At 73.3% G+C, this 24,450-nt stretch carries 18 protein-coding genes and 1 pseudogene; 9 read left to right on the top strand and 10 right to left on the bottom strand.

The window, feature by feature from the left end; all coding sequences use genetic code 11:
- Positions 1–34 precede the first annotated feature (34 nt).
- A complete protein-coding gene (locus ACY1JF_RS20105; RefSeq protein WP_403542742.1) occupies positions 35–460 on the top strand; it encodes an OsmC family protein in 426 nt (141 codons plus the stop codon).
- Between the two features lie 200 nt (positions 461–660).
- Here ACY1JF_RS20105 and ACY1JF_RS20100 read toward each other — a convergent pair whose 3' ends face one another.
- Positions 661–1,470, bottom strand: a complete 810-nt coding sequence (locus ACY1JF_RS20100) for an SAM-dependent methyltransferase (protein ID WP_462706535.1) — start codon at positions 1,468–1,470, stop codon at positions 661–663.
- Positions 1,471–1,729: 259 nt separating this feature from the next.
- On the opposite strand from ACY1JF_RS20100, the gene ACY1JF_RS20095 reads away from it, so the two are divergent.
- Positions 1,730–3,559, top strand: a complete 1,830-nt coding sequence (locus ACY1JF_RS20095; RefSeq protein ID WP_462706571.1) for a gamma-glutamyltransferase family protein — start codon at positions 1,730–1,732, stop codon at positions 3,557–3,559.
- A gap of 497 nt (positions 3,560–4,056) precedes the next feature.
- Here ACY1JF_RS20095 and ACY1JF_RS20090 read toward each other — a convergent pair whose 3' ends face one another.
- On the bottom strand, positions 4,057–4,869 hold the full coding sequence (locus tag ACY1JF_RS20090; RefSeq protein ID WP_462706534.1) for an SAM-dependent methyltransferase: 813 nt from the start codon (positions 4,867–4,869) through the stop codon (positions 4,057–4,059).
- Positions 4,870–4,940: 71 nt separating this feature from the next.
- Positions 4,941–5,807 (bottom strand): helix-turn-helix domain-containing protein, encoded by an 867-nt coding sequence (locus ACY1JF_RS20085; protein ID WP_462706533.1) that lies wholly within the window; start codon positions 5,805–5,807, stop codon positions 4,941–4,943.
- Positions 5,808–5,944: 137 nt separating this feature from the next.
- On the opposite strand from ACY1JF_RS20085, the gene ACY1JF_RS20080 reads away from it, so the two are divergent.
- The 3 genes from ACY1JF_RS20080 to ACY1JF_RS20070 all read left to right on the top strand — a co-directional run bounded on the left by ACY1JF_RS20080 (position 5,945) and on the right by ACY1JF_RS20070 (position 9,017).
- Positions 5,945–6,250 carry a 4a-hydroxytetrahydrobiopterin dehydratase gene (locus ACY1JF_RS20080; protein ID WP_462706532.1) on the top strand — a complete coding sequence of 102 codons (306 nt, stop codon included), beginning with the start codon at positions 5,945–5,947 and terminating at the stop codon, positions 6,248–6,250.
- Between the two features lie 5 nt (positions 6,251–6,255).
- The gene (locus ACY1JF_RS20075) at positions 6,256–6,996 is read left to right on the top strand and encodes a class I SAM-dependent methyltransferase (protein ID WP_462706531.1); all 741 of its coding nucleotides are present in this window, start codon (positions 6,256–6,258) and stop codon (positions 6,994–6,996) included.
- A 137-nt stretch (positions 6,997–7,133) separates the two neighbouring features.
- A complete protein-coding gene (locus ACY1JF_RS20070; protein ID WP_462706530.1) occupies positions 7,134–9,017 on the top strand; it encodes a rhamnogalacturonan lyase in 1,884 nt (627 codons plus the stop codon).
- 199 nt (positions 9,018–9,216) lie between these two features.
- On the opposite strand, the gene ACY1JF_RS20065 is transcribed toward ACY1JF_RS20070, so the two are convergent.
- Positions 9,217–9,468 (bottom strand): hypothetical protein, encoded by a 252-nt coding sequence (locus ACY1JF_RS20065; RefSeq protein ID WP_462706529.1) that lies wholly within the window; start codon positions 9,466–9,468, stop codon positions 9,217–9,219.
- 141 nt (positions 9,469–9,609) lie between these two features.
- Positions 9,610–10,200, bottom strand: coding sequence for a TetR/AcrR family transcriptional regulator (locus tag ACY1JF_RS20060; RefSeq protein ID WP_462706528.1), 591 nt, complete (start codon positions 10,198–10,200; stop codon positions 9,610–9,612).
- Between the two features lie 157 nt (positions 10,201–10,357).
- Between ACY1JF_RS20060 and ACY1JF_RS20055 the strand changes: the two genes are divergently transcribed.
- Both ACY1JF_RS20055 and ACY1JF_RS20050 read left to right on the top strand, forming a co-directional pair.
- The gene (locus ACY1JF_RS20055) at positions 10,358–11,284 is read left to right on the top strand and encodes an alpha/beta hydrolase family protein (RefSeq protein WP_462706527.1); all 927 of its coding nucleotides are present in this window, start codon (positions 10,358–10,360) and stop codon (positions 11,282–11,284) included.
- Between the two features lie 2 nt (positions 11,285–11,286).
- Positions 11,287–12,159, top strand: coding sequence for an LLM class flavin-dependent oxidoreductase (locus ACY1JF_RS20050; protein ID WP_462706526.1), 873 nt, complete (start codon positions 11,287–11,289; stop codon positions 12,157–12,159).
- A gap of 60 nt (positions 12,160–12,219) precedes the next feature.
- On the opposite strand, the gene ACY1JF_RS20045 is transcribed toward ACY1JF_RS20050, so the two are convergent.
- Together ACY1JF_RS20045 and ACY1JF_RS20040 are read right to left on the bottom strand one after the other, a co-directional pair.
- Positions 12,220–14,862, bottom strand: coding sequence for a cellulose binding domain-containing protein (locus ACY1JF_RS20045; protein WP_462706525.1), 2,643 nt, complete (start codon positions 14,860–14,862; stop codon positions 12,220–12,222).
- 101 nt (positions 14,863–14,963) lie between these two features.
- Positions 14,964–17,879, bottom strand: a complete 2,916-nt coding sequence (locus ACY1JF_RS20040) for a glycoside hydrolase family 48 protein (protein WP_462706524.1) — start codon at positions 17,877–17,879, stop codon at positions 14,964–14,966.
- A 252-nt stretch (positions 17,880–18,131) separates the two neighbouring features.
- On the opposite strand from ACY1JF_RS20040, the gene ACY1JF_RS20035 reads away from it, so the two are divergent.
- Entirely contained in the window at positions 18,132–19,850 is a 1,719-nt protein-coding gene (locus ACY1JF_RS20035; protein ID WP_462706523.1) for a glycoside hydrolase family 6 protein, read from the top strand.
- A gap of 216 nt (positions 19,851–20,066) precedes the next feature.
- On the opposite strand, the gene ACY1JF_RS20030 is transcribed toward ACY1JF_RS20035, so the two are convergent.
- Together ACY1JF_RS20030 and ACY1JF_RS20025 are read right to left on the bottom strand one after the other, a co-directional pair.
- On the bottom strand, positions 20,067–20,900 hold the full coding sequence (locus ACY1JF_RS20030) for an aldo/keto reductase (protein ID WP_462706522.1): 834 nt from the start codon (positions 20,898–20,900) through the stop codon (positions 20,067–20,069).
- A 101-nt stretch (positions 20,901–21,001) separates the two neighbouring features.
- The gene (locus tag ACY1JF_RS20025) at positions 21,002–22,828 is read right to left on the bottom strand and encodes an AMP-dependent synthetase/ligase (protein WP_462706521.1); all 1,827 of its coding nucleotides are present in this window, start codon (positions 22,826–22,828) and stop codon (positions 21,002–21,004) included.
- A gap of 501 nt (positions 22,829–23,329) precedes the next feature.
- On the opposite strand from ACY1JF_RS20025, the pseudogene ACY1JF_RS20020 reads away from it, so the two are divergent.
- Positions 23,330–23,476, top strand: a pseudogene (locus ACY1JF_RS20020) (AsnC family protein); the annotation flags it as partial.
- Here ACY1JF_RS20020 and ACY1JF_RS20015 read toward each other — a convergent pair.
- Positions 23,451–24,335 carry a LysR substrate-binding domain-containing protein gene (locus ACY1JF_RS20015; RefSeq protein WP_462706520.1) on the bottom strand — a complete coding sequence of 295 codons (885 nt, stop codon included), beginning with the start codon at positions 24,333–24,335 and terminating at the stop codon, positions 23,451–23,453. The pseudogene ACY1JF_RS20020 and the gene ACY1JF_RS20015 sit on opposite strands and share 26 nt — an antisense overlap.
- Positions 24,336–24,450: the final 115 nt, after the last annotated feature.

The following is a 24,450-nucleotide window of genomic DNA, read 5'->3' as shown; positions in this document are numbered from 1 at the left end:
GGGCGGACCCATCCGAACCGCGAAAGGACTTGTCGTGGCCACCACGCGTTCCGCACACACCGTCTGGGAAGGCAACCTGTTCGAGGGCAACGGCGTTGTCACCTTCGACTCGTCCGGCATCGGCGAGCAGCCGGTGTCCTGGCCGTCCCGCGCCGAGCAGGCGAACGGGAAGACCAGCCCCGAGGAGCTGATCGCCGCCGCCCACTCGTCCTGCTTCTCCATGGCGCTGTCCAACGGCCTGACCGGCGCCGGCACCCCGCCCACCAAGCTGGTCACCTCGGCCGACGTCACCTTCCAGCCCGGTGAGGGCATCACCGGCATCCACCTCACCGTGGAGGGCACCGTCGAGGGCCTCGACAACGACGCCTTCGTCGCCGCCGCCGAGGACGCCAAGAAGAACTGCCCGGTCAGCCAGGCCCTGACCGGCACGACCATCACCCTGTCGGCGAAGCTCGCCTGAGCGGGCGCCGCACCCGTGCCACCCGGCCCGCACGGCACCCGTGCCACCCGGTCCGGCCCTCGTGACCAGCGTGCCCGGTCGGACGTGGTGGTGGACGCGGAGACCGCCGACGGCGGCGAGAGCCGCGGCGGGGACGGCGGCGAGGGCGGCGGCGAGGGCGGACGGGGCTGAAGCGCCCCGAGCCGCCGCGCCCGCCGCCCTCAGGGCTTGCGGGCGACGCCGGCGTAGAACAGGTCCGTGGGGCCCGTGCTCGAAGGGACCGGGGAAGGGTCGGGCCGCCACTGGACGCCGGGGACCAGCCCCGGGTCGACCAGCTCCAGCCCGGTGAAGAACCGGCTGATCTCGGCGTGGCTGCGGACGGTGAGGAAGACACCGCGGTCGCGGTAGACCTGGAGGGCGCGGGCGGTGCTGTCCGGGTCGAAGTCGGCGGTGGTGTGGGACAGCACCAGGTAGCTGCCGGGAGCGAGGGCCGCCAGGAGCCGGTCGACCGTCTCGTAGGCGTGGTCGTCGGGCAGGAAGTGCAGCAGGGCGATCAGGGACAGTCCCACGGGCCGGGACAGGTCCAGGGTGCGGGCCGCCGCCTCGATGATGGTCCCGGGGTCGCGGGCGTCGGCCTGGACGTAGTCGGTGGAGCCCCCGGGGGCGCTGCGGAGCAGGGCCTGGGCGTGGGCGAGGACGATCGGGTCGTTGTCGACGTAGACCACGCGGGCCGCGGGGTCGGTGCCCTGCGCGACCTCGTGCAGGTTCGGGCTGGTCGGGATGCCGGTGCCGATGTCGAGGAACTGTCGCACACCGGCCTCCGCGGCCAGGAAGCGGACGGCGCGGTGCATGAACGCCCGGTTGGCGAGGGCGGGACCGCGGCCGTGCGGCAGCCCTTGCAGGACGCGTTCGGCGGCCTCCGCGTCGACCGGGTAGTTGTCCTTGCCGCCCAGGTAGTAGTCGTACATCCGGGCCGGGTGCGGCCTGGACGTGTCGATGCTGAGTCCTGGCCCAGGGGTGTCGTCGGTCATGACGGCCTCGTCGCTTCGAGAAGTGGATACCGGCAAGGGCGAATGTATCTCCGTTGGCCGGCTGGGGAGTTGGCGGGGGAGCCGGGAGGCGGCGTGCGGGCGGGCGCCCGTCCCGGCCGACGGGGCGGCCGGCGTGCGGGTGGGTACCTGTCCCGGCCGGCGGTCTTCCGGGGGCGGTTGCCCCGCGTCCTCCTCAGGGATCATGCTGAGCGCCCATCACCCGGACCGGCAGACGGAAAGCAGCGAGGTGACAGACCCCGTGTTCACCACCCGCCCCACCCTCCAGGGCACCTTCGGCATGGTGTCCTCCACCCACTGGCTGGCCTCCGCCGCCGCCATGGCCGTACTGGAGGACGACGGCAACGCCTTCGACGCGGCGGTCGCCGCGGCGTTCACGCTGCACGTCGTCGAGCCGCATCTGAACGGCCCGGCGGGCGAGGTGCCGGTCGTTCTCGCCCCCGCCGGGTCCGCGCCCCGGGTGCTGTGCGGCCAGGGGCCCGCGCCGGCCGGAGCGAGCATCGCGCACTACACCTCCCTCGGCCTGGACCTGGTCCCCGGCACGGGTCCGCTGGCCGCCGCCGTCCCCGGCGCGTTCGACGCGTGGCTGCTGCTCCTGCGCGACCACGGCACCAAGTCCCTCGCCGGCGTGCTGAAGTACGCCATCGGGTACGCCGAGCACGGGCACCCGGCGGTCGAGCGGGTCGGCGCGACGGTCGAGACGGTGCGGGAGCTGTTCGAGACGGAGTGGACCACCTCCGCCGAGGTCTACCTGCCCGGCGGCCGGCCCCCGGCGCCGGGCGCCCTGCTGAGGAACCCCGCGCTGGCGGCGACCTGGCGGCGGCTGCTCACCGAGGCGCGGGCCACCGCCGCGGGCGCCGTCGGCCCCGAACGCCGGGAAGCGGAGATCGAGGCGGCCCGCCGCACCTGGCGGGAGGGCTTCGTCGCCGAGGAGCTCGCCGGCTTCGCCGCCCGGCCCGTCATGGACACCTCCGGCCGGCGGCACGCGGGCACTCTCACCGGCGACGACCTCGCCGGATACGCCGCGCACTACGAGGAACCGGTCACCCACACCTGGAACGGCTGGACCGTCGCCAAGGCCGGCCCCTGGAGCCAGGGGCCGGTCCTGCTCCAGCAACTCGCCCTGCTGGACGACGACTTCGGTACACCGGGCAGCGGGGCGGCGTACGGGAGCGCCGCGTACGTGCACACCCTGGTCGAGGGCACCAAGCTGGCGATGGCCGACCGGGAGGCCTGGTACGGCGACGCCGAGGGCGCCGACGTACCCCTGCGCACGCTGCTGTCGCCCGAGTACAGCGCGGGGCGGCGGGCGCTGGTCGACGCCCGGCACGCCTCGTACGAGCTGCGGCCCGGCAGCCCCGACGGGCGTACGCCCCGGTTGCCGGCGGCCGCCTCGCCGGACGCGGACCCGAGCGTGGCCGTGGCGCCGGGCGCGGGGGAGCCGACCGTCGCCCGGGACGGCGCCACCCGCGGCGACACCTGCCACCTCGACATCGTCGACCGGCACGGCAACATGGTCTCCGCGACGCCCAGCGGCGGCTGGCTGCAGTCCAACCCCGTCGTCCCCGCCCTCGGCTTCCCGCTGGGCACCCGGCTCCAGATGACCTGGCTGGAGCCCGGACTGCCGAACTCCCTGACCCCCGGCCGCCGCCCCCGCACCACCCTCACCCCCTCCCTGGCCCTGCGCGACGGGGTGCCGGTGCTCGCCTTCGGCACCCCCGGCGGCGACCAGCAGGACCAGTGGAGCCTGCACTTCCTGCTCGCCGTGGCCCTGCGCGAGAAGTTCCGCGGCGGCTACGACCTGCAGGGCGCGACAGACGCCCCGAACTGGCACACCGAGGGCTTCCCGTCGTCGTTCTACCCGCGTCTCATGGACCCGGGCTCGGTCACCGTGGAGTCCCGCTTCGACGACGGCGTGATCGCCGGCCTGCGCCGCCGCGGGCACCGTGTCACGGTCGGTGGCCCCTGGTCGGAGGGGCGGCTGTGCGCGGTCGCCCGCGACCCGGAGACGGGCGTGCTGTCGGCGGCGGCGAACCCGCGCATGATGCAGGGGTACGCCGTCGGCAGATAGCGGGCGACGGCGCCCGCGTTCCGCCGCCGCCGTCGTCCCCGCCGCCGTTGCCGTCCCCGTTGTCGCCGTCGCCGTCGCCGTCGCCCGGAGTGTGCGGCGCGGCCCCGAGCGCGGAGGCCGGTGGCGGGCTCGGGCGGTGGCGGGCTCGGGCGGTGGCGGACGGCCGGGTGGCGCACACCGCGGCCAGGACGCACGCGTACGGCGTGCCGAGGCCGGACACCCGGGCGCAGCGGGCCCGGAGGGCCGGTGCGGCCGTCACCGCCGCGTGGCCGGTGGACCCCCGCGGTCGCGGCGCGGCTTCCCGCGGCAGCGGCGGCCGGGCCCGCGGGCCGCCGTCCGGGTACGTCGGACAGGGCGCCGTCGCCTGGTACGGCACCGCCGGACCGGGCGACGCGCATCCCCGCCCGGCCCCGGCCCCGGCACACGGACCCGGGCGGGGGAGCGCGCCCGTCCACGGCGCCCGTGCGGGTGCCCCCGGCGGGGCGGCTCCGACGGCGTCAGGGCTTGCGGGCCACCCCCGCGTACACCGGCACGATGCCCTCCTCCTGCGCCGCCACGTCCTCCGGCTCCGGGCGCCAGCCGGTCACCGGAATCACGCCGGGACCCAGCAGCTCCAGCCCCTCGAAGAACCGCGCGAACTCGGTCAGCGGACGCGGGTAGAAGGGCGTGCCGCTGCGGGCGAACAGGGCGGCGGCCTTGCCGACGGCCTCCGGGTTCAGGTCCGCGGTGACCTGCGACAGGATCAGGAAGCTGCCCGGCGCGAGGGCGTCGACGTACCGCTTCAGCAGGCCGTGCGCGTCGTCGCCGTCGGCCGCGTCACCGAGGTAGTGGGTCAGCGCCACCAGCGACAGGGCGACGGGCCGGCCGAGGTCCAGGGACTCGCCCGCCGCCCCCAGGACCGTCTCCGGGTCACGGACGTCGGCGTGGACGTAGTCGGTGGAGCCCTCGGCACAGCCGTGCAGCAGCGCCTCGGCGTGCCGCAGCACGATCGGGTCGTTGTCCGCGTAGACCACCCGGCACTCGGGCGCGACGTCCTGCGCCACCTGGTGCAGGTTCGGCTGGGTCGGGATGCCGGTGCCGATGTCGAGGAACTGCCGGATGCCGGCCCGGGCGGCCGTGCGGACCGCGCGGTGCATGAACCGGCGGTTGGCGCGGGCGCCGCGCACCGCCGTCTCGTCGGCGGCGAGGATCCTGCGGGCCAGTTCCTCGTCCACCGGGTAGTTGTCCTTGCCGCCCAGCCACCAGTCGTACACGCGGGCGGGGTGCGGCCGGCTGGTGTCGATGGCGGGCGCGGCGTCGGGTCGGGTCATGCGCGGCGGTCTCCTCGGGAAGCGACGGTGGGTGGGGGCTCGGGGCCCGGCCCGCGGGCGTGGCGGTCCGGTCAGTAGCGCTCGCGGTACTCGCGCAGGATCTTCTGGGTGCGCTGGGCCGAGGCGGCCAGCGCCGTCATGTGGTCCAGCACCTCCAGGTGGGTGGAGACCTCGTCCCGGGAGTCCAGGTACAGGGCGCCGGTCAGGTACTCGGTGAAGACCATGTCGGGCAGCTCCGGCTCCGCGAACCGGAACAGCGTGAACGGCGCGTACGTCCCCGGGTGCGGGCCGGTGGCGAACTCGGCGACCTGGAGGGTCACCCGCTCCCGGCCGGCGAAGTCCAGCAGCTTGTCGAGCTGTTCGCGCATGACGTGGCCGTCGACGCTGACCGGGCGGCGCAGCACCGTCTCGTCCATGACCACCCACAGGTGCGGCGGCTGCTCTCGCTCCAGCAGCGCCTGCCGCTCCATGCGCAGCGCCACGTGCCGCTCGACGGCCCCCTCGGCGGAGCTGTTGCCGACGGTCCCGCTCTCCAGCACGGCCCGCGCGTACGCCTCGGTCTGCAGCAGTCCCGGCACGAAGTGCGGCTCGTAGGACCGGATGATGCGGGCGGAGCCCTCCAGGCTCACGTACAGGCTGAACCACTCGGGCAGCACGTCGTGGTACCGCTGCCACCAGCCGGGCCGGTTCGCGTCCTCCGCGAGGTCGACGAAGGACGACACCTCGCCGTCGGGCACCCCGTACGCGTTCAGCAGGATCTGGACGTACGGGATCTTCAGCGCGACCTCGGCCGTCTCCATCCGCCGTACGGTGGCCGGAGCCACCCGCAGGACCTTCGCGGCGGCCTCGCGGCTCAGCCCGGACCTCTCCCGCAGCTCCTGGAGCCGCTTCCCCAGCACCACCTGACCCACGGTGGGCGCGGGCCTACGGTCACTCACGCCACGCCCCTCCAACGCGCCGAAGTACTTCACCATTCTTTCACGTCCCCCGGCCCGTCCCACAAGGGAGGTCCGGCGGCGGGGGCTGTGGCAGGCTGGGCGGGAGACCCGTCCGGCCCCAGGAAGGAGCGCGGCCCATGTCCGTCGAGCCGCTGTCGCACCAGGACATCGAGGACCGGCTGACCGGACTGCCGGGGTGGTCGCTCGACGGCGACCGCATCGTCCGCTCCTACCGGCTCGCCTCGCACACCGCGGCCACCGCGATGGTCGTGCACATCGCCCGGGTCCAGGAGGAACTCGACCACCACTCCGACCTGACCCTGGGCTACGACACGGTGTCGCTCAGCGTGCACACGCACAGCGCGGGCGGCGCGGTGACGGAGAAGGACTTCGAGCTGGCCCGCCGGGTGGAGGATCTGGCCGGGGCCCACGGGGCACACTGACGTACGTGCTGGACTACGACAAGGAAGCGGAGCGGTACGACGCCGCGCGCGGCGGCGAGCCCAGGGCCGCCGCCGCTGCCGAGGCGTTGCTGAGCCTGGTCCCGGCCGGTGCGCGCAGCCTGCTCGACGCGGCCTGCGGCACCGGGATCGTCACCCGGCGCCTGGCGCGGGCCCGCGCGGGCCTGCGGGTGACCGGCGTGGACCTCGCCCCCGCCATGCTCCGGCGGGCCGCGGCCCGGCTGCCGGGCGCGGTGGTGCGCGCCGACGGCCGCCGGCTGCCGTTCGCCGCCGGGTCGTTCGACGCGGTGAGCAGCGTGTGGCTGCTCCACCTGGCCGGCACCGACGGTGATGCGCGGACCATCGTCGGGGAGTGCGCCCGGGTGCTGCGGCCCGGCGGCGTGTACGTGACCACGGTCGACAAGGGTCCCTCGCACAACGTGGGCAGTGACATCGACGCCGTCCTCGCCGCCCGCCCGCCCAGCCCCGTCCGGGACGCCGCCGGGGTGGTCGGGGCGTACGCCCGCGAGCACGGGCTGCTCCCGGCCGGGCGGGCCCGCTTCACCGGCCTGGGCCAGGGCCGCAGCCCCCGCGGCACCATCGCGGACCTGCGGCGCGGCTGGTTCATGACGCTCCCGCCGGACGGTCCGCTCGCCGACCGTTTCGCCGACCGCCTCGCCGCCCTGCCCGACCAGGACCGGCCCCGGCCCGACCCGGTGTTCACGCTGCTGGCGTTCAGGAAGCCCTGACCGGCGGGGCGCCGCCCCGGTCGGCGACGGCGCGCCGTCGCCGCCGGAAACGACTCGGCAACTTCCGTACCACCGGCGGCGACTGAGAGGCAAACACCGGGAGCACCCCCTCCCGGCCCCCTCAGGAGGCAGTCCCCATGAAGCACCCGCACCCGCACCGGCGCGGCAGACACCGCGCCCGCGTCCTCGTCCCCGCCCTCGCCGCGGCCCTGGCCCTGGCCGGCGCCGGGCTGACCACGCTCACCGCCGACACCGCCGACGCCGCGACCGCCCGGCAGGTCGAGGCGCTGGACCGGGGCGTGGTCAGCGTCCACACCTCGGCCGGCAACCTGGTCAGCTGGCGCTGGCTCGGCACCGACCCGAACGACGTGTCCTTCAACGTCTACCGGGCCGGTACGAAGGTCAACTCCAGCCCGGTCACCGGCTCGACGAACTACTTCCACTCCGGCGCCCCGGAGCAGGCCGACTACACCGTCCGCGCCGTCGTGAACGGCGTCGAACAGGCCGACTCGGTGCACGCGGTCCAGTTCCGCGCCGGCTACAAGGACGTCCCGATCTCCCCGCCGTCCGGCGGCACCACCCCCGACGGCGTCGCCTACACCTACGAGGCCAACGACGCCTCCGTCGGCGACCTCGACGGCGACGGCGCCCTGGACATCGTCCTGAAGTGGCAGCCCACCAACGCCAAGGACAACTCCCAGTCCGGGTACACCGGCAACACGGTCGTCGACGGGATCAAGCTCGACGGCACCCGGCTGTGGCGGATCGACCTCGGCAAGAACATCCGCTCCGGCGCCCACTACACCCAGTTCCAGGTGTACGACTACGACGGCGACGGCAAGGCCGAGGTCGCCATGAAGACCGCCGACGGCACGACCGACGGCACCGGCGCGGTGATCGGCAGCTCCTCGGCCGACTACCGCAACTCCTCCGGGTACGTCCTGTCCGGCCCCGAGTACCTGACCATGTTCAACGGCCAGACCGGCAAGGCGATGGGCACCGTCGACTACGTCCCGGCCCGCGGCACCGTCTCCTCCTGGGGCGACTCCTACGGCAACCGCGTCGACCGCTTCCTGGCCGGCACGGCCTACCTGGACGGCGCCCGCCCCTCCCTCATCATGGCCCGCGGCTACTACACCCGCAGCGTGATCGCCGCCTGGGACTGGCGGGGCGGCGCCTTCACCCGCCGCTGGACCTTCGACACCAGCTCCTCCACCAACAGCGGCAAGGGCTACGACGGCCAGGGCTCGCACAGCCTCTCCGTCGGGGACGTCGACAACGACGGCAAGGACGAGATCGTGTACGGCTCGATGGCCGTGGACGACAACGGCAACGGGCTGTGGACGGCGAAGACCGGGCACGGCGACGCCCAGCACCTGGGCGACCTCGACCCCTCCACCTCGGGCCTGGAGTACTTCAAGGTCTCCGAGTCCACCTCCCAGCCCGCCGAGGTCTACCTCGACCCGGCGAGCGGCGCGGTCCGCTGGAAGCTCGACGCCTGCTGCGACAACGGCCGCGGTGTCGCCGGCGACATCTACGCCGGCAACGACGGCGCCGAGGTCTGGTCCGCCTCCGACACCTACATCCGCGACGAGGCCGGCGCCACCAAGGGCCGCGAGCCGTCCTCCGTCAACTTCCTGTCCTGGTGGGACGGCGACCCCGTCCGCGAACTCCTGGACGGCACCCACATCGACAAGTACGGCACCTCCTCCGACACCCGCCTGCTCACCGGCTCCGACGTCGCCTCCAACAACGGCACCAAGGCGACCCCGGTGCTCTCCGGCGACATCCTCGGCGACTGGCGCGAGGAGGTCGTCTGGCGCACCAGCTCCAACACGGCGCTGAGGATCTACTCGACGCCGGTGGAGACCAGTACGAAGATCACGACCCTGCTGCACGACACGATGTACCGCACCGGTCTGGCCTGGCAGAACACCGCCTACAACCAGCCCCCGCACCCGAGCTTCTTCCTCGGCGACGGGATGGCGACCGCGCCGCGGCCGACGGTCTACACGCCGTAGCCGAGCCCGACCGCCGGTCCGCGACGGGACCGGCGGTCGGTGACCACCACGGCGGCCCTGCGGCTGCCGGCCCCGGCCCCGGACCCGGTCCCGCGGGCGCCGGGGCCGGGCACGCCCCGCCGGACCGCGTCGACCGGGTGGAGTACCAGTACCAGGGCTTCGCGGACGGCGCCGCCTCCCACCGGCTGCCGTCCGGCCGCTACGGGGTGACCTCCGCGCTGTCCTGACCGTTCCGCGGTTTCCTGAGCACTTTGCCGACCGTGCTCCGGACGGGTCCGAGGCGGGCGGCGAGCGCCTCCACGCCGACGCCCCGGCCGTGCGCCGCCCGCACGGCGTCGTCCCGGAGCCGTCTCCAGCGGTGGCCCGCCCGCCGCCCCGCCGCCGCTCTCTCCGCCAGTACGGCCAGCGCCACCAGCAGCCTGCCCAGCGCGTCGTCCCACCGCCGCCGCATGAGGCCCCTTCGTCGGCCCGAACCTGCCTGTACCACCACGGTCGAGTGCGGGTGAGACCGGCTGCAAGAGCGCGGGGGAGGTGTGCGAGAGCCCGCGCGGCCGGGGGCTGCGCGAGGGCGAAACGGGCGGGGCCGGTGCGGTCAGTGGGGCTGCCGCAGCCCCGCGACGAGCAGCCGGACCATCCGGCGCGCGTCGTAGCGGTCGTCGCTCTCCGCGCCGACGCAGAGGTTCCCCACGCCGCGCATCAGCGTGTACGCCTCAAGGCCGGGGCCGATCTCGCCCGCCTCCTCGGCCGCCGACAGCAGCCGGGCGCACACGGGGGCGAGCCGGTCGAGGAAGGAGGCGTGCAGCGCCTGGAACGCGGGGTCGTCGGAGTTCAGCACGGCGGCGAGGCCGTGCTTGGTGACCAGGAAGTCGGCGAAGAGGTCCACCCACCGCCCCAGGGCCTCGTACGGCGTCGGGCAGCTTGCCAGCAGGGCCGGGCCGGCCTCGGCGCACGCCTCGATCTGGTGCCGGTAGACGGCGACGACGAGGTCGGCGCGGGTCGGGAAGTGCCGGTAGACCGTGCCCGTGCCGACGCCGGCCTCGGCCGCGATGTCCCGGACCGGCGCGTCCACGCCCGACCTGACGAAGACCGCGGCGGCCGCCTCCAGCAGCGTCCGCTGATTGCGCCGGGCGTCCGCCCGCCTGGGCCGGGTCGCGCGCTGCGCACCCTGCTCGCCGTCGTTCACCGCGTCGCTCCCTCCACCGCCCCTTGCAAAGCGGAACAGTGTTCCGTATCGTTTTAACGGAACGAGGTTCCGCTTGTTCCATCATGCCGGACGGACGCCTCGGCCGCCAAGCCGTGCCTCCGCGTCCGCTCCCCTCACGTACACGAAAGGCACCTCCATGTCCGCGTACCAGCCGACCACCGTCCCCTCCCCGGTCGTCTCCGTGAAGCCCGTCGTACTCCCCGCCCCCGGCCGCGGCGACGACCTCCAGGTCCAGGTCTCCGCCCCCGTCACCGGCCGTGACCTGCCGGTCGTGGTCCTCTCGCACGGCTACGGCAGCTCGCTGGACGGCTACGCCCCGCTGGCCGACCACTGGGCCGCCCACGGCTTCGTCGTCCTGCGCCCCACCCACCTCGACTCCCGCCGCCTCGCGCTGCCCGCCGACGACCCCCGCACCCCGCTGATCTGGCGCACCCGCGTCGAGGACCTCACGCGGGTCATCGACCACCTCCCCGACCTGGAGGCCGCCGTCCCGGGCCTGGCCGGGCGGGTCGACCGCGGCCGGATCGCCGTGGCCGGGCACTCCTGGGGCGCCCAGTCGGCGAGCATGCTGCTGGGGGCCAGGGTCCTCGACGCCGACGGCGTCCCCGGGGAGGACCTGTCCGACCCGCGGGTCACGGCGGGCGTCCTGTTCGCCCTGCCCGGGCGCGGCGGCGCCGACCTGACCCCGTTCGCGGCCGAGCACTTCGCCTTCATGAACCCCTCCTTCGACGAGATGACCACCCCGGCCCTCCTGGTCGCCGGCGACCACGACGACTCCGCGCTCTCCGTGCGGGGCCCGGACTGGTTCACCGACGCCTACGCGCTGAGCCCGAAAGACAAGACCCTGCTGACCCTGTTCGGCGCCGAGCACTCGCTGGGCGGCATAGTCGGGCACGAGCACACCGAGACCACCGACGAGAGCCCCGAGCGGGTCGCCCTGCTCCAGCACCTCACCCTGGCCTACCTGCGCGGTGCCCTCGACCTCGACGACACCGCCTGGCACGCGGCCCGCGCCGGACTGGCGGCCGACCCGCGGCCGCTGGGCCGCCTGGAGAGCAAGTAGCCATGGCGGCACCGACCGACGACACCCGCTTCGGCATCATGACCGCCCCCTCGCAGGTCGACTACGCGGACATCCTGCGGGTCTGGCGCGAGGCCGACACCGTCCCCGAGATCGAACACGCCTGGCTCTTCGACCACCTGCTGCCGATCCACGGCGACCCGAAGGGAGTGACGTACGAGGGCTGGACCCTGCTCGCGGCGCTCGCCGCGCAGACCCGGCGGCTGCGGCTGGGGGTGATGGTGACCAGCAACCGGTTCCGTCCGCCCGCCGTGCTGGCCAAGATCGCCGCGACCGTCGACGTCGTCTCGCAGGGCCGCCTGGACTTCGGCATCGGCGCCGGCTCCCGGCCCGACATCCCGATGGCCCGGCGCGAGTACGAGGCGCACGGCCTGCCCTATCACGACGGGGCGCACGCCGTGCGCGCCCTCGCCGAGGCGTGCACGGTGATCCGGCGGCTGTGGACCGAGCCGGAGCCGTTCGACTTCGACGGCGCCCACGTCAAGCTCAGCGGCGCGTACGGCAACCCCAAGCCCGTGCAGCGCCCGCACCCGCCGGTCCTCGTCGGCGGACGCGCCTCGGCCACCCTGCGGGTGGCCGCCGAGCACGCCGACATCTGGAACTACCCCGGCGACGACGTCGAGGACGCCGTGGCGCGCGGCGCGATCCTGGACCGCCACTGCGCCGACCTGGGCCGCGATCCGGCGACGATCACGCGCTCCCTCGCCCTGCCGGTCTCCTACGACGACCCCGCGCCCACCCGGGAGACGATCGGCCGGGCGAGGGAGGCCGGCTTCCGGCACCTCGTCCTGATGCTGCCGGCGCCCTACCCCGAGGGCGTCGCCCGGTGGCTCGCCGAGGAGGTCGTCGTGCGGTGAGCGACCGGGAGCGGGGCGTGCTCCCGCCGGAGGGCACGCCCCGCCCGTCACCCGCGCGGCTCAGCCGACCGCGCAGCTCTCGCCGCCCAGGGAGAAGGACGCCGGTTCGGCGTCGGTGCCCGACCCCTCACCCGTGAAGCCGAACCCCACCGACGAACCGGCCGCCACGGCACCGTTCCAGCCGACGTTGCTCGCCGTGACCGTGGTCCCCGACACGGAGTGCTCGGCGTTCCACATCCGGCTCACCTTCTGCCCGCCCGGGAAGGACCAGCTCAGCGCCCAGCCGTTCCAGGCCGCCGTCCCCGTGTTGGTGAGCTTCACGTCCGCCTGGAAGCCGCCCGGCCACTGGTTGGTGACCGTGTACGTCACCGCGCAGGCACCCGCCGGCTCCGGCTCCGTTCCGGGGTCCGTGGCGGACGTGTCGCCGTAGACGATCCCCCGCCCGTTGGTCGCCACGTACACCCGCCCGTACACCCGGGGGTCGCCGGTGATGGCCGCCCCCGTCCAGCCCCACTGGTGGGCGTCGTCGTTGATCCGGGTCCAGGAGGCGCCCTGGTCGGTGGAGCGGAAGACGCCGCGCACCCCGCCGATCCTCGCGCTGGTGTACAGCGTCTGGTACGAGGCGCCCGGCGCCGCCTTGCCGAAGCCGACGGTGTCGGCCTGCTCCACGTTCGACAGCTTGGTGAAGCTCGCGCCGCCGTCGGTGGAGTGCCACAGGCCGTACGCCCCGTCCGCGGCGCCGCCCGCCAGCCACACGTCCCCCCGCACACCGGGCAGCGCCTTGAACCGCACGCTGTCCCCGCCCGGCAGGCCGGTCGCCGCCGACGCCGAGAAGGTGGCGCCGCCGTCCGTGCTGACGTAGAACTTCCCGGACTTGAAACCGTAGAAGGTGTCCGGGTCCACCCGGTCGGACTCGACGACCGCGCCGGCCGGGATGCCGCTCGACGCCTGCCAGGACGTGCCGAAGCCCGTCGTGTGGTGCACACCGGTGCCGGCCGGGCTCCACACGAACCGGCTCCCGTCGGCCGCCGCCGCGACCGTGCCGCCGCCGCTCACCCCCGACGGGTCGGTGCCGCCGAACCAGTTGGCGCCGTTGTCCGTGGAGAAGGCGATGTGCGGACCGGAGTCCAGGTTGCCGACGCGCACCACGGTGCCCGGGTTGGACTCCGCGTAGTCCAGGCTGGTGGAGGAGGTGAAGGTGGGCGAGGTGAACATCATCGACGGGACCTCGGTCAGACTGGTGTGCCGGAAGCCGCCGATGTCACCGAGGGCGCTGAGCAGCGGGGCGCCCGACGGGGGAGCGGCGAGGTCGTTGACGGCCGTCTCCTCCAGCCCCCGCACCATCGGCGTGATGGTGAACTCGCCCCCGGAGTCCCAGTCGGTGAGGTTCTCCGTGCCGTAGACCGTCGCGCCCGTCCCGTACATCATCCGGTCGCTGTCGAACGGGTCGATCTCCAGCGACTCCGTCATCCACCCCAGCTTCGGCGACTGTTCGGGCGGCGTCGGATTCGCTCCCCAGGTCAGCCACGGCGAGGACGAGACGTCCATCGTGTAGCGGTTCTCGCGGTTCGGGTACGAGGTGTAGCTCCACGCCTGCGTCCACGTGCCGCCGCTGTCCGTCGAGCGGAAGATCTGGGTGTCCGGCCACCAGGAGCTGTACGCCGTCGCCATCACCGTGCCGGGGTGCTGACGGTCGACGGTCAGGCCGCTGAACCCGTAGTAGGTGTCGGCCTCCGCGACCGGGCTGATGTCGCTCCAGGCGCCGGTCGCCGTCGCGTACCGGTACAGCCGGCCCTTGCCGCCGTCGTAGGGGCCGCCCGTGTCGCTGTAGGCCAGGTAGAGGTAGCCGTTCTCGGCGTCCAGGACGCCCTTGTGGGCGAGGTACCCGGTCGGCTGGCCGGCGATCCGCTGCCAGGTCGCGCCCGCGTCCGTCGAACGGTAGACGGCGTTCTCCTTGTCGGCGACGCCGACGTAGACCGTCTTCGTCGGCGAACCGGCCGTGCCCGTCGACTCGTCGAAGGTGACCCAGGTGATGCCCTGGTTGTCGGAGGCGTAGCCGCTGGTGTCGCTCGGGTCCTGGGCGTAGTTCCCGGGGTTGGGGAACGCGGTCACCTGGGACCAGGTGACGCCGGCGTCGGTCGACCGCCACAGGCCCTTGCCGCTGGGCGCGCCCAGGTACAGCACGTCGTTGTCGTGCGGGTCGACGGCCAGGCGTTCGCCCATGCCCCGGCCCGGCATGTTGCCGCCCAGCTTGAACGGCAGGTCCGTCCTGTGCCAGCTCGCGCCCCGGTCGGCGGAGCGCAGGACCGCGCCGTTGCCCGGGTCCCAGCTGTTGGTGTACGTGCCGACCGCCGCGTACACCCGGTCGGGGTCGACGGAGTCGGAGGCGATGCTGACGACACCGGTGTGTCCCCAGTCGTCCCAGCCGACGTGGTCGAGCAGCGGCGTCCAGGTACGGGTCGCCTCCTGCCAGCGGTAGGCGCCGCCGATGTCGGTGCGGGCGTAGGCGAGGTCCTGCTCGGTGCGGTTGAAGACGATGCCGGGGACGAAGCCGCCGCCGTCGATCCGGGCGTTCTTCCAGGTGTAGGTGTCGGCGGCGACGGCCGCCCGCGGCGTCTGGGCGGCCAGCGCGGCGGGCGGACCGCCGGTCAGCAGCCCGGCCGCGAGCGCCAGCGCGGCGGTGAGGATGCGGGTTCTGCGCACGGTGGGGGACCGTCCCTTTCATCAGGGGGAGACGACGACCGGGCGGCCCCCGATGCGGAGGGGAGCCGCCCGGCGCGGTACGCGGAACTTTCAGCGGGGACTTATTCGAGGAGCTCCGCGTACGAGCCCATGGCGAGGGCGATGTCCGCCTGGGCCCAGAACCGGTGGTACGTGAACGTGGGCGCGGCACCGCCCGCCAGGTAGCTCTCGACCTTCGACCAGTTCGGGTCGTCCTCGTAGAAGGAGCGGATCGACTCGAAGGTGGACGACGAGTCGATCGTGTCGCCGTTGGGCATGGTGCCGGTCCAGCCGCTCGGGACGTACACGGCGTCGTCGAAGCGGTTGTAGTCGGCGCGGGTCTCCGGGACGGCGATGCCGAGCGCGTCCTGGTCGTTCTCCCACATGCCGTCCAGCAGCGCCTTCGCCGTCGAGGCGGCCTCCGCGTCACCGGAGCGGTCGGCGTAGTACGTCAGGGTCTTGGCGTACGCGGCGGCCACCCCGACGTCGTCGGTGTAGTCGGCGACCGTGACGTGCAGGCCGCTGTTGGCACCGGGGGAGGAGGCGTTCCAGGTGTCGGGCGCACCCGACCACTGGAGCGTGGAGGGGATGCGGAAGCTGCCGTCCGGGTTGACCGTGGTCTCCGACAGCGCCCAGTCGACCCACTTGTCCAGGACCGCCTTGGCCTCGGCGTCACCGCTCTGCTGGTAGTACTCGGCGACCCGCTCCATGGACCACGCCTGGAAGCCGAACCACTGGTTGGACGGCGGGTCGTGGTACACCGGCTGTTCGTCGTAGTACATGCCGTAGAACGTCGGCGTCCCGGCCGGCGGGGTCGCGTACCGGCCCTGCCAGCTGTTGGTCGCGCCGCCCGCGATGGCACCCTCGTCCGACTGCAGCCAGCGGTAGAACTCCAGCTGCCGGTCGAGGGACTTGGCCCAGTCCGCCGCACCCGTCGCCGACTTCGGCTTCAGGTCGGCGTAGGAGCTGAGGGCGTAGGCGGCCAGGGGGTTCTGGTAGCCGCCGTGGGTGTGGCTGGAGCCGATGCGCCAGGCCCAGCCCGCCGAGGTGTCCACCGCGCCGCCCCAGGCGTAGTACCAGGACAGCAGGTAGTGCGAGGAGTCCTTGCCGGTGCCCGCCGGGCAGCTGGTCGGTCCCACGCAGTTGCCGACCTTCTTGAAGTACTTGTCGAACATCGCGTACCGCAGGTAGTCGCCCATCTTGGCGGCCTTCGAGACGGTCCCGGAGATCTCCGACTTCTTGCCCTGCTGCCCGGCCCAGACGTTCGCCCAGTACGCGGCCTGCACGGCGCGCGCGTCGGCGTCCGGGGCGTTGGTGAACTTCCACTGCTTGGCGTAGGAGGCGTCACCGGTGAACAGGTCCAGGTACCCGTTCTTCCCGCCGTACTTGAAGGCGTCGCAGGTGGGCTGCGGCACCGTCTCCCACACCGACTCCTGCGCGCCGCGCTGGAAGGTGTTGATGTACGACGGCCCGGTGTCCGACGGGCCCGCCTCGCAGGTGCCGGGCGAGTTGCCGTAGCCGTAGGTGTTGTCGACGTCCTGGAGCCAGTGCATGCCGTACACGTCGTCCGTGCCGTACGCCGATTTCAGCTCACCGGCGATCGGGTCCGGGCCGACGGAGACACCGGAGTCCAGCTTCGCCGGGTACTCCTGCGGCGTGTCCAGCTCGGGCGCGTAGGTGGCCGGCTTGGACGCGTTGTACGAGGAGTTGGTCGGCTGGTCGGCGTGGGTGGGGATCATGTACTTCTCCATGATCTCCCAGGCGCCGTTGAACCGGGTCCAGTCACCGGTCACCTTGCCGTACATGGCCTGGAGCCACAGCAGGTAGCTGTACGCCTCCGAGGTGGTCTCGTGGCCGTGGTCGGGCGCCTCGACGATCAGCGTCTCCACCGAGTGGTACGGGATCCCCTCGGGGGAGAAGTAGCCGTTCGCCGGGTCGGTGATCTTCCCGTACAGCTCCAGGAAGCGCGCGTCGTACTCCGTGGCGGCCGCGAGCTGGGTGACGGTGACCGTCGCCTTGCCGTGACCGGGGGCCGTCGACTCGAAGACCGCCGAGCCGGTGCCGGAGGCGTCCGCGCCGATGGTCACCCGCTGCGCGGTGTTCCAGTTCGACGGGGTGAAGGTGAGGGTCGCCCCGCCGGTCACCGACAGGCCCGTGTTGCCACTGGCCCGGGTGGTCGTCACCGTCACGTTCGCCGCCGGCTGCGTGGACAGCTTCACGTCGTACGTTCCCGACTCGCCCTGCTGGACTCCTAGTTGGGCGGGGGTGGCGACGACGGTGGGGCCGGCCGCGACGGTGATGCCGACCGGGGTGGAGGCGCCCGACGCGCCCAGGCTGTCGTACGCCTTCGCCACCAGCGAATGACTGCCCACGGTCAAACCGGTGGCGGAGTGGGTGTAGGGCGCGGTGGTGTCGGTGCCCAGCAGGGTGGTGTCGTCGTAGAACTCCACCTTGGTGACGGTGGCGTCGTCGGCCGCGGCGGCGGTGGCCGCCAGCGGCACCGCCGTGCCCTGGCTGTACACGGCACCCGGCGCCGGGCTGGTCAGCACGGTGATCGGCGGCTGGTGGGCGCCGGCGCACGGGGTGCCGTTGACCGAGAACGAGGTGGGCGCGGTGTTGGTGCCGCTGTAGGTGAACTGGGCGCCGGTGGTGACGGCGGCGCCGGCGCCTATGCGAGCGTTGTACGCGGCGTTGGTCACCGTCACCGTCGACCCGGACTGCGACCAGGTGCCGTTCCAGCCGTTGGTCAGCTTCTGGTTGCCGGTGTAGCCGTACGTCAGGGTCCAGCCGTCCAGGGCCTCGGTGCCCCGGTTGGTGAGGGTCAGTTCGGCGGTGAAACCGGACCCCCAGTCGTTCGTCTTGTAGTCCACGCTGCACTGGACCGCCGCGGCGTGCGCGGTGGTCGTGCCGGTGCCCACCAGGGCGAGCGGCAGGGAGAGGGCCGCCAGCGCGGCCGTCCACAACCGCCGCGCGGTGCGGCGTCTTCGTCCTCGGTGCATGGTGCTGGTTCCTCCTTGCGGCTCGGGGCGAGGGGGGAGGAGCGACAAGCTGTGAACCAGTGGGAGCGCTCCCATGTTGAGGAGAGGGGTGAGTGCGGTCAAGGTGTGGGGAGAGTCGAAAATGTTCGACGGGCCGAGTTGAGGGAATGTCGGTGACTCCTCTGTTCTTTACCGGCACTTGGCGCTAACTTCTTCGGCACCAGTGGGAGCGGTTCCGTCAGTCGGTACTCGATGAAGAGGACATCCGCACCCATGAGCCGTAGCAGAACAGCGTTACTGGCCGCGCTCGCGCTCGTCGCCGGGGCCTCCGGCGCGGCGTACGCCGTCGTACCCCCGGACGTCGGCGCGGCGGCCGTCCCGTGCACCGTGGACTACAAGGTGCAGAACCAGTGGGACACCGGCTTCACCGCCGCGGTCACCGTCACCAACAACAGCGCCGCCAAGTCCGGCTGGTCCCTGAAGTGGTCCTACGCCGGCAACCAGAAGGTGACCAGCGGCTGGAACGCGAAGATCAGCCAGAGCGGTACGGCCGTCACCGCGGCCAACGAGTCCTACAACGCCGCGCTGTCCACCGGCGGTTCGGTGAGCTTCGGCTTCCAGGCCTCCTACAGCGGCAGCAACGCCGTCCCGGCCGCCTTCACCCTGGACGGGGTGACCTGCAACGTGGACGACGGCAGCACGACCCCGACCGATCCCCCGGACCCGGAGGGCCCCTCCGCCCGGGTGAACAACCCGTACGACGGCGCCAAGGTGTACGTGAACCCGGAGTGGTCCGCCAAGGCCGCCGCCGAACCGGGCGGCAGCCGCATCGCGAACCAGCCGACCGGCGTGTGGCTGGACCGCATCGCCGCCATCGAGGGCGTGAACGGCGGGATGGGCCTGCGCGACCACCTGGACGCGGCGCTGGCGCAGAAGGGCTCGGGCGAGCTGGTCGTCCAGCTCGTCGTCTACAACCTGCCCGGCCGCGACTGCGCCGCCCTCGCCTCCAACGGAGAGCTGGGTCCGACCGAGATCGACCGGTACAAGACCGAGTACATCGACCCGATCGCCGCGATCCTCGCCGACTCCAAGTACGCGTCCCTGCGGATCGTCACCACCGTCGAGATCGACTCGCTGCCCAACCTGGTCACCAACACCACGCCGCGGGCCACCGCCACGCCCAACTGCGACGTGATGAAGGCCAACGGCAACTACCAGAAGGGCGTCGGCTACGCCCTGAACAAGCTGGGCGACGTCCCCAACGTCTACAACTACATCGACGCCGGACACCACGGCTGGCTCGGCTGGGACGACAACTTCGGCGCCTCCGCCGACCTGTTCAAGGTCGCCGCGACCACCGAGGGCGCGACCGTGAACGACGTGCACGGCTTCATCGTCAACACCGCCAACTACAGCGCGCTGAAGGAGGAGAACTTCACGATCGACGACACCGTGAACGGCACCTCCGTGCGCCAGTCCAAGTGGATCGACTGGAACCGGTACACCGACGAGCTGTCCTACGCCCAGGCGATGCGGCAGAAGCTGGTCTCGATCGGCTTCGACTCCAACCTCGGCATGCTGATCGACACCTCCCGCAACGGCTGGGGCGGCTCGGCCCGGCCCACCGGCCCCGGTGCCACGACCGACGTCAACACCTACGTCGACGGCGGCCGCTACGACCGCCGCATCCACCTCGGCAACTGGTGCAACCAGTCCGGGGCCGGCCTCGGCGAGCGTCCGCAGGCCAACCCCGCCGCCGGGATCGACGCCTACGTCTGGATGAAGCCCCCGGGCGAGTCCGACGGCGCCAGCGAGGAGATCGAGAACGACGAGGGCAAGGGCTTCGACCGGATGTGCGACCCGACGTACACCGGCAACCCGCGGAACAACAACAACATGTCCGGCGCCCTGCCGAACGCCCCGCTCTCCGGGCACTGGTTCTCCGCGCAGTTCCAGCAGCTGATGCAGAACGCGTACCCGCCGCTGTCCTGATCCCCTTCCCTCCCCCCTCCCCGGGGGGGGGGGGGGGGGGGGGCGGCCCGGCCGCCCCCCCCCCCCCCCCCCCCCCCCCCCCCCGCCCGGCCCGGGCCCCCCGCGGGGGCCGTCGCCCCGGCCCCCCCCCCGCCCCGGGGGGGGCGGGCCGGCCCCGCGGGCGGCCGCCCCCCCCGCGGCCTTCTCGCGAGAACGGCGAGGAGAGCGGCCGGCGCGTCAGTCGTTGACCGTCGCCGGGTCGGGGCCCACCCGCCGGTCCTCGTTGAGGGCGCTGATCGCCGCGAGGTCCTCGTCGTCCAGGCTGAAGTCGAAGACCTCGATGTTCTCCTTGATCCGGGACGGCGTCACGGACTTCGGGATCACGATGTTGCCGGTCTGCAGGTGCCAGCGCAGGACGATCTGGGCCGGGCTGCGGCCGTGCTTCTGGCCGATGGCGACGATGGCCGGGACCTCCAGGAGGCCCTTGCCGGAGCCGAGCGGCGACCACGCCTCCGTGGCGATGCCCTGCTCCGCGTGGTACTCGCGCAGGGCGTGCTGCTGGAGGTGCGGGTGCAGCTCGATCTGGTTGACCGCCGGGATGACCGACGTCTCGCCGATCAGCCGCTCCAGGTGCTCCGGCTGGAAGTTGGAGACGCCGATGGCCCGCGCCCGGCCGTCGGCCAGGATCTTCTCGAACGCCTTGTAGGTGTCGACGTAGGTGCCCCGCTCCGGCATGGGCCAGTGGATCAGGTACAGGTCGACGTACTCCAGGCCGAGCTTGGACAGGGAGGTGTCGAAGGCGCGCAGGGTGGAGTCGTACCCCTGCTCGCTGTTCCAGAGCTTGGTGGTGACGAAGAGGTCCTCACGCGGGAGGCCGGAGGCCGCGATGGCCTTGCCGGTGCCCCTCTCGTTGCCGTAGATCGCCGCCGTGTCGATGCTGCGGTACCCGGCCTGCAGGGCCGTCGCCACGGCGGTCTCGGCCTCGTCGTCCGGTACCTGCCAGACACCGAAGCCCAGCTGGGGCATCTCGACGCCGTTGTTCAGGGTGATCGGGGGGACCTGGCTGCTCACGGGCTGTTGATCCTTCGTTTGTGGTGACGTGGTGCTCCCATGGTCAACGATCACGAGGCCGCGCGCATTCCTGATGCGGGAAAAACGGGCGGGACCTTGCTTCACACCCGGTACAGGGCGTCCACCTCGGCCTGGTACGCCTGTTCGATGGCCTTGCGCTTCAGCTTGAGCGACGGGGTGAGCAGACCCTGCTCCTCGGTGAACGGCCGGGCCAGGATGCGGAAGGCGCGCACGGACTCGGCCTGGGAGACGAGCGTGTTGGCGGCGACCACCGCGCGTCGCACCTCGGCCTCCAGGTCGGGGTCGCGCACCAGGTCGGCCAGGGCCGTCCGGGGCTTGTCGCGCATCGCCAGCCAGTGTTCGACGGCCTCCTGGTCGAGGGTGACCAGGGCGGCGACGTAGGGACGGTCGTTGCCGACCACGACGCACTGGCAGACCAGCGGATGGTCGCGGACCCGCTCCTCCAGCACCCCGGGGGACACGCTCTTGCCGCTGGAGGTCACCAGGATCTCCTTCTTGCGGCCGGTGATGGTGAGGCAGCCGTCCTCGTCGAGCAGGCCCAGGTCGCCGGTGGCCAGCCAGCCGTCGCGCAGTGCCTCGTCGGTGGCCTCGGGGTCGTTGAGGTAGCCCTGGAAGACGTTGTCGCCGCGCAGCCAGATCTCGCCGTCGTCCGCGACGCGCACGGTGACGCCGGGGACCGGCTGGCCGACCGTGCCGTAGCGGGTGCGCTCGGGCGGGTTGGCGGTGGCCGCCGCCGTCGACTCGGTCAGGCCGTACCCCTCGTGGATGCGCACTCCGGCGCCCGCGAAGAACAGGCCGAGCCGCCGGTCCATCGCGCTGCCGCCGGACACGGCGTTGCGCAGGCGCCCGCCCAGCGCGGCCCGCACCTGGGCGTAGACGAGCCTGTCGAAGAGCTGGTGGCGCACGCGCAGCGCCGCCGACGGTCCGGGGCCCTGGCCCCACGCCTTCGCCTCCAGGGCCTCCGCGTACCTCACCGCCACGTCGACGGCCTTCTCGAACGCGCCCGCCCGGCCCTCCCGCTCGGCCTTGCGCCGGGCGGCGTCGAACACCTTCTCGAAGATGTACGGCACGGCCAGGACGAACGTCGGCCGGAAGGCGGCCAGGTCCGGCAGCAGGGCCGCCGCGTTGAGCTGCGGCTGGTGGCCGAAGCGGACCCGGCCGCGGACCGCGGCGACCTCCACCATCCGGCCGAAGACGTGGGCGAGGGGCAGGAAGAGCAGGGTGGCGGCCTCGTCGCCCTCGCGGGAGCGGAACACCGGCTCCCAGCGGCCGATGACGGTGTCCGCCTCGTACATGAAGTTGCCGTGGCTGAGCACGCAGCCCTTGGGGCGGCCGGTGGTGCCGGAGGTGTAGATGACGGTGGCCACCGTCTCCGGGGTGACCGCCTGGCGGTGCCGGTGCACCACCTCGTCGTCGAGGTGGGCGCCGGCCTCGTACAGCTCCCGCACCACGCCGGCGTCGAGCTGCCACAGCCGGCGCAGGTCAGGCAGCCGGTCGATGACGGTGGCGAGGGTCATCGCGTGGTCCTCGTGCTCCACGACGGCGGCGCTGACCTCGGCGTCGCGGAGCATCCAGAGGCACTGCTCGGCCGAGGAGGTGGGGTAGACCGGCACGACCTGCGCGCCGATCGTCCACAGGGCGAAGTCGAACAGCGTCCACTCGTAGCGGGTGCGGGACATGACGGCGACCCGGTCGCCGAACCGGACGCCCCGGGCGAGCAGCCCCTTGGCGAGCGCCAGCACCTCGTCGCGGAACTCGGCGGAGGTCACGTCCCGCCACCGGCCCGCCGCGTCCTTGCGGCCCAGCGCGATGTGCCCCGGGTCCTCCCGGGCATTGCGGAAGACCGCGTCGGCCAGCCCGCCCACCGGCGGCGGCAGTGCCGCCGGAGGGCTCGTGAACTCGCGCAAACCCCGCTCCCGTTCCTCGTGACGCCCCGCGCAGCGCGGTGAAAGCTACCCCACCCCGGGAGGGGCCGGGAGGACCTGGGAGGGCCTGGGAGGGGGATGCGGCGGGGTGCGGCGGGGAGAATCCCCCGCAGAGGGGGAAGGGCCGGGCGCGTTCCTGACGGTTGAGTAAGCGTGGCGGCCGTAATCTCCACCGAATCTGTACGGAGCGGCGGGCGGGCGGCTGCGGGCGGGGACGGTGGCTGGTCGCGCGCTTCCCCGCGCCCCCGAGGGGCGCGGGCGACCACGACGTGCCCGCGGCCGCCCGCACACCGCCCGCCCCGGACCTCACCGCCCCGCGCCGGCCCGCGTCCGCAGGGGCGCGGGGGCGCCGCCCCCGGACGCGGAACGGCGGTTCCCGGCGAGGGCCAGGACCAGGACCCCGGCGACCGCGGCCACCGCCCCGGGCATCGCCGCCGCGGCGTTCAGGCCGGAGGCGAAGGCGGCGCGCAGCGCCTGGTCCGGGTCGCCACCGCCGTCACCCGTGGCACCGCCGGCCTCTACGCCTACCCGAGCGGCCCGCTCGGCCACCTGGAGGGGGTGCGGCACGTGGAGGCGTCACCGTTCCCGCGCCGGGTCAAGCAGCTCATCCACCCGCGCCCCGCGTCCTGACGGTGTGCAGCCGGTCGCCGCTCGCCAGGATCGCCGCGGCCAGCGCGTCCGCCGCGTCCTGGGCGGAGGTGCGTCGCTCTCCGGCAACCAGGACGAAGTCGACACGGCCCAGCTCCGGCAGTCCCGCCCGGTCCGGCACCCGTACCAGGCCGGGCGGGATCAGACCCCGGGAGTGCGCCATCACGCCGAGGCCCGCGCGGGCCGCCGCGATCAGGCCGTTGAGGCTGCCGCTGGTGCACGCCACCCGCCATGCGCGGCCCTGGCGCTGGAGCGCCTCCATCGCGAGGGCGCGGGTGATGCCGGGCGGCGGGTAGACGATCAGCGGCACCGGGCGGCCGGGGTCCAGGCGCAGCCGCTCGGCGCCGATCCACACCAGCCGGTCGTGCCAGACCAGCTCGCCCCGCCGGTCCTCGGGCCGCCGCTTGGCCAGCACCAGGTCCAGCCTCCCGGCGGCCAGCTGTGCGTGCAGCGTGCCGGACAGCTCCACCGTCAGCTCCAGGTCGACCTCGGGGTGGTCGTGCCGGAAGCCCTCCAGGATCTCCGGGAGCCGGGTGAGCACGAAGTCCTCCGACGCGCCGAACCGCAGCCGCCCGCGCAGCCGGGTGCCGGTGAAGAACGCCGTCGCCTGCTCGTGCACCTCCAGGATGCGGCGCGCGAAGCCGAGCATCGCCTCGCCGTCCTCGGTCAGCTCCACCGAGTGCGTGTCCCGGGTGAACAGCGGCCGCCCGGTCGCGTCCTCCAGGCGCCGCACGTGCTGGCTCACCGTCGACTGGCGCAGCCCGAGCCGCCGCGCGGCCTGCGTGAAGCTGAGCGTCTGGGCGACCGAGAGGAAGGTCCGCAGCTGGGAAGGGTCGTACATGGCCCCCACGTTATTGCGGAACGCGATGACAGTCAGTGCGGTGTACCGGATTCCCGATCGCCGGGTGAGGGAGCAGGATGGAGCGGGGACCCGTGTCCCCGTGCCCGGGGACCGA

This window comes from Streptomyces sp. SYSU D01066-1, from assembly GCF_054956795.1.
Note: the sequence above shows the minus strand (reverse complement) of the source record. Positions and strands in the feature narration are given on the sequence as shown.

Bases quoted from the DNA above. Each gene is read 5' to 3' on its own strand.
- ACY1JF_RS20050 (WP_462706526.1), top strand. From the start codon at position 11,287: ATGGCGGCACCGACCGACGACACCCGCTTCGGCATCATGACCGCCCCC.
- ACY1JF_RS20080 (WP_462706532.1), top strand. From the start codon at position 5,945: ATGTCCGTCGAGCCGCTGTCGCACCAGGACATCGAGGACCGGCTGACC.
- ACY1JF_RS20040 (WP_462706524.1), bottom strand. From the start codon at position 17,879: ATGCACCGAGGACGAAGACGCCGCACCGCGCGGCGGTTGTGGACGGCC.
- ACY1JF_RS20090 (WP_462706534.1), bottom strand. From the start codon at position 4,869: ATGACCCGACCCGACGCCGCGCCCGCCATCGACACCAGCCGGCCGCAC.
- ACY1JF_RS20055 (WP_462706527.1), top strand. From the start codon at position 10,358: ATGTCCGCGTACCAGCCGACCACCGTCCCCTCCCCGGTCGTCTCCGTG.
- ACY1JF_RS20035 (WP_462706523.1), top strand. From the start codon at position 18,132: ATGAGCCGTAGCAGAACAGCGTTACTGGCCGCGCTCGCGCTCGTCGCC.
- ACY1JF_RS20100 (WP_462706535.1), bottom strand. From the start codon at position 1,470: ATGACCGACGACACCCCTGGGCCAGGACTCAGCATCGACACGTCCAGG.
- ACY1JF_RS20070 (WP_462706530.1), top strand. From the start codon at position 7,134: ATGAAGCACCCGCACCCGCACCGGCGCGGCAGACACCGCGCCCGCGTC.
- ACY1JF_RS20065 (WP_462706529.1), bottom strand. From the start codon at position 9,468: ATGCGGCGGCGGTGGGACGACGCGCTGGGCAGGCTGCTGGTGGCGCTG.
- ACY1JF_RS20015 (WP_462706520.1), bottom strand. From the start codon at position 24,335: ATGTACGACCCTTCCCAGCTGCGGACCTTCCTCTCGGTCGCCCAGACG.